Raw genomic sequence first — 5,239 nt, forward strand, 5'->3', positions numbered from 1 at the left:
CGACGCTGACCGTGAACAGCGTGTCGCCGCTCTCGTAGTTCAGCGCCGCGTCCGCGGCCACCGCGATCCGGCCCGTCGTTGCGTCGATCTCGAAGGGCACGCCGTCCTCGCCGGACAGGAGGCTGTACGTCAGATCGCCTCCGTCTTGGTCGGTGGCGGTCACGGGGTCGCCGACGGCGGTACCGGCAGCGGAGTTCTCCGGCACCTCGCGCTGGTAGGTCTCCGAACCGAACGATGGTGCCCGGTTGGCCGCCTCCGTCGTGCCCTCGCCCGACTCCGACCACTCGCCCGCGCCCTCCGAACTCACGGCGCGCACCTGCACCGAGTATGTCGTTGCCCGATCCAGTCCGGAGATGGTCTGGGAAAGCACCACGCCGAGCGCCTTCGGAACGGTCCACGCACTGTCCGCCTTCGCTCGGTAGCGGATCTCGTAGCCGGTGATCTCCGGCCCCTCGTTCGCGGGGGCGCTCCACGACACCGCCACCTGTTCGGCTCCCCCCGTCACCCTCGGTGCGGCCGGCTTGCCGGGCGCGGGTACGTCCGTCACGCGGATCGTCACCCCCGCCGTGTCCGCGAGCGTCCCGTCGCTTGCCCGGACGCTCACCGTGTAGACCGTGTTGCCGCTTTCGTAGTCCAGCGCCGCGCCCTCGGCCACCGTGATCCGGCCCGTCGTACCGTCGATCTCGAAAGGCACGCCGTCCTCGCCGGAAACGAGGCTGTACGTCATATCGTCTCCGTCGTCGTCGGTGGCGGTCATCGGCTCGCCGACAGCGGTACCGGCAGCCGAGTTCTCCGGCACCTCGCGCTCGTAGGCCTCCGCATCGAACGACGGCGCCCGGTTGGGCGTCTCGGTCGTCCCCTCGCCCGGATCCGACCACTGGCCCGCGCCCTCCGAACTCACCGCGCGCACTTGGACCTGGTATGTGGTTCCCCCCTCCAGCCCGGCGATCATGCGAGACAGCACCGCGCCGAGCGCTTTCGGAACGGTCCACGCGCTGTCCACTTTCGCCCGGTATCGGATCTCGTAGCCGGTGATCGCCGGACCCTCGTTCGCGGGCGCGCTCCACGACACCGCCACCCGTTCGGTGCCGCCCGTCACCGTCGGCGCGTCCGGCTTGCCGGGCGCGGGTACGTCCGTCACGCGGATCGTCACCGCCGCCGTGTCCGCAAGCGTCCCGTCGGTTGCCCGGACGCTCACCGTGTAGACCGTTTTGCCGCCCTCGTAGTCGAGCACCGCGCCGCTGGCCACCGTGATTTGGCCGGTCGTCCCGTCGATCTCGAAAGGCGAGTCGTCTTCGACGGAAATGAGGCTGTACGTCAGATCGTCTCCATCTTCGTCGTCGGCGGTCACGGGATCGCCGACGGCGGTACCGGCAGCGGAGTTCTCCGGTACCTCGCGCTCGTTGGTCTCCGCGCCGAACGACGGCGCACGGTTGGCCGCCTCGGTTGTCCCTTCGCCCGACTCGGACCACTCGCCCGCGCCCTCCGAACTCGACGCGCGCACCCGCACTTCATAAGTCGTGCCCGCATCCAGGCCGGGAATCGTGTCGGCCAGCACCGCTCCGAGCGCCGACACGTCCGTCCAATCGCCGTCCCCCTTCTCCCGATACCGCAGATCGTAACCGGTGATCGCCGGCCCTTCGTTCTCCGGTGCGATCCACGAGACCGCCACCTGTTCGGTTCCGCCCGTCACCGTCGGCGCGTTCGGCTTGCCCGGCGCGGGAACATCCGTCACCCGGATCGTGACGTGCGCCACGTCCACAAGCTCCTCCGCTTCTACGCCTCCGCCCACCATGTAGCTCGCCACGACCGTCGCCGCGTACTCCCTCTTGCCGCCCTCGTAGTCCAGCGACGCGCCCTCGGCCACGCTCAACTGGCCGCTCGACCCGTCGATCACGAACTCGGGCGGACCGTCGCCCCCAAAGTTGTAACGCAACGCCACCGCCGCATCGGACGCCGCCGTCACCGGCGCGCCCACCGCCGTGCCCGCCGCCGAGTTCTCCGGCACCGACCGCGTCACCGACGCCGGGTCGAAGCGCGGCGACGTACCCGTCCGGCCCGGCTCCGACCACGCGCCCGCGCCCTCCGCGCTCACCGCCCGCAACCGCACGCGGTAGAGCGTGCCCGCCGGAAGGCCCGTCAACACGTGCCTCCGCACGTCGCCCAGCGACACCTCGGTCCAGCCGCCTCCGGCCGAGCCCCTCCGGTAGCCGAGATCGTAGCCGGTGATCGCGGGACCCGCGTTGGGCGGAGCACTCCATGTCGCCGTCACCTTGCCCGCCGCGCCCCTCAGCCCCGGCGTCGCGGCCCGGCCCGGTGGCGGAACGTCCGTCACCTCGATCGTTACCCTCGCCGTGTCCGCGAGCGCCCCGTCGCTCGCCACGACCGACACCGAATGCGTTTCGGTGCTCTCGTAGTCCAGCATCGCGCCCTCGGCCACCGTCAACTGCCCCGTGCGCGGGCCGACCGCGAACAACGCGGCGTCCCCGCCGGACGCCAGGGCGTAGCTCAGCGTGTCCCCGTCCACGTCGGAAGCCGTCACCGGCGCGCCCACAGCCGTACCCGCGGGAGAATGCTCCGGGACCGAACGCTCGAAGATCGCGCTCGCGAAGGCCGGCGCGCGATTCGGGGCCGCCGCCGTCGCTCCCTCGCCCGACTCGGACCACGCGCCCGCGCCTTCCGGGCTCACCGCCCGCACCTGCACAAGATGGTCCGTGCCCGCCGGCAGGCCCGTCACCGTGTGTTCGAGCACGACGCCCAAGGAAACCTCGGTCCAGCCGGAGGCGGAAGCGGCGCGGTGGCGAACGTCGTAGCCGGTGATCGCGGGACCCGTGTTCGACGGAGCCTTCCACGTCGCGGTCAACTCGCCGTCGCCGCCCGTCACGGTCGGCTTCGCGGGCCTGCCCGGCGGCGGAACGTCCGTCACCTTGATCGTCACCGCCGCCGTGTCCGCCAGCGTCCCGTCGCTCGCCACCACCGACACCGAATGCGTCGCGGCGCTCTCGTGGTCCAGCACCGTGCCCGCCGCCACCGTGATCCGGCCCGTGGACGCGCCGATCCCGAACAAACCCGCGTCGCCCCCGGACGCCAGCGCGTAGCTCAGCGTGTCCCCGTCCGGGTCGCCCGCCGTCACCGGCGCGCCCACCGCCGTGCCGCCGGGCGAGTTCTCCGCCACAGAACGCTCGAACGCCGCGCTCGCGAAGACCGGGGCGCGGTTGCCCGGAACCGGGTCCGTCACCGTCACCCGGAAGCTCTGAGACGCGGTCTTGCCGCCGGGGTCGGTCGCCGTCACGGTCACGTCGGCGCGCCCCTTCGCCACGCCCTTGACCGACACCGTCGAACCGCTCACCGATGCCGTCGCCACGGCCGTGGTGGAAGACTGCGCCGTGTACGTCAGCGCGTCGCCGTCCGGATCGCTGAAGTGCGAGGACACCCGCACCGGCACCGTCTTGCCCCTTTCCACCGAACGCGCCGGAATCGCGCTCTCGACCTTCGGGGGCCGGTTTCCAGAAGGCGGCGAGTCAGTCACCTCGACTGTCACGTTGTCGGTTGCTGTGTCCCCGCAGTCGCCCGTCACCGTCAGCCGGAACGTCAGCGTTGTCTTGCTGCTCACCTGTGGCGCGGTGAAGCTCGGCTTCTTCCCGTTCGCGCCCGTCAGCGTCACCGTGGGGCCGGCGGTCTGGGACCAGCTGTAGCTCGCCCCCGAACTCCCGCTGCCGCCCAGCGTCACACCCGTGCCCTCCCGCACGCTCTGGTCGCTGCCCGCGTCCGCTTGCGGCACCGGGCACGGCTCGATGGTGACCTTCACGTCATCGGTGTCCGTCGCGTCGTCGTTGTCCGTGACCTTCAGCGTGAACGTGTAGGCAGTCGACGTTGTCACGCCAGGCGCGGTGAAGCTCGCCTTCGACTTGTTCGCCCCGGTCATGGTCAGCGGTCCCGTCCACTCCCACTCCTCGATCGTCCCGTCCGGGTCGCTGCTGCCGCTGCCGTCAAGCGTCACCCCGGAGCCCTCGTACACCCACTGATCCTTGCCGGCGTTGGCGACCGGAGGCCTATTGCGGTCGGGTGGTGGCACGACGACAACCGTCACCGATGCGCTGCCCTCGTTATTCGCTGGATCACGCGCCTTCGCAGTCAGTCTGTGCGTCGCCGCCGCCAAGCTCCCGGCCACCGTGATCCTGCCGCTCGCCGAGTTGATCTGGAACTTGCTCGAACCCGCCAGCGAATACGTGACCGACTCGCCCTCCGGGTCCGTCGCGCTCACCGTGATCACATGGTCGCCCTTCGACGCGCTGGTATACAGCGTGTCCGCATAGCTCGAAGGGTCGAACACCGGCGGCTCGTCGGGCGGGGCGGCGACCGTCACCGTGCCGCTTGCTTTGTCGCTTCCCCCATGGCCGTCACTCGCCCCCGCTTCGACCGTCGTCTTGCCGCTTCCCACCCCCTCGATGGTCAGAGTGCTCGTACTCAGGCTCACCTTCGCCACGTTCACGTCGCCAGAACTCGCGTCGGTGTAGGTCAGTTGATCCTTGTCCGGATCGCTGCACAGGTCGTTCAAATCGACCTCCGTACTGCCTCCCACTTCCAGCTTCGGATCGGTAATCGCCCGGCAAATCGGTGGGCGGTTTTTCACCATAACCGAGCCGCTGGACGAAGCGCTTCCACCATGCCCGTCGCGCGCCAAAGCCTTGACCGTCGCGAGGCCGTGCAGCACCCCGGTGACCGTCAAGACGCTGCCATTCAAACTCACCGTGGCCACACCTTGGTCGCTTGACTCTGCATCGGTGTATCTGAGCTCGTCATTCGTGTCCTGGTCACTGCACAGGCTGCCAAGGTCGATCTTGACGCTCTGCGCAGGATCAAGCCTCTGGGGCGGGATCGAGTGGCAAATGGGGTCGCGGTTCGGCACCGTGACGGGACCGCTCGCCTTGGCGCTCCCGCCACGCCCGTCGCTCGCCTTTGCGCTGACCGTTGCGCGACCTTGGACAACTCCCCTGATCGTCAGAATGCTTCCGTTCAGACTCACCGTTGCGACCGAGGGATCGCTCGTACTCTCCTCGTCGTAGGTCAGCTCGTCACCGGGATCCGTATCACTGCACAGGTCGGCGAGATCCACGGTTACGCTCTCGCCCACATGGAACTCCTGAGACGGGATCGACTTGCAGGTCGGTGGGCGGTTCTTCTTCACCGTCACCTCGAAGCTCTGAGTGGCCGAAAGGCTGTCCGGGTCCGTCGCCGT

1 protein-coding gene is annotated in these 5,239 nt (G+C 69.6%); it reads right to left on the reverse strand.

Annotated features, from left to right (window positions below; genetic code table 11):
• On the reverse strand, window positions 1-4,558 hold a 4,558-nt coding region (locus tag OXN85_07825; GenBank protein MCY3599864.1), incomplete at its 3' end, for a cadherin domain-containing protein.
• Window positions 4,559-5,239: the final 681 nt, after the last annotated feature.

The organism is Candidatus Palauibacter australiensis (assembly GCA_026705295.1).
GTDB lineage: Bacteria > Gemmatimonadota > Gemmatimonadetes > Palauibacterales > Palauibacteraceae > Palauibacter > Palauibacter australiensis.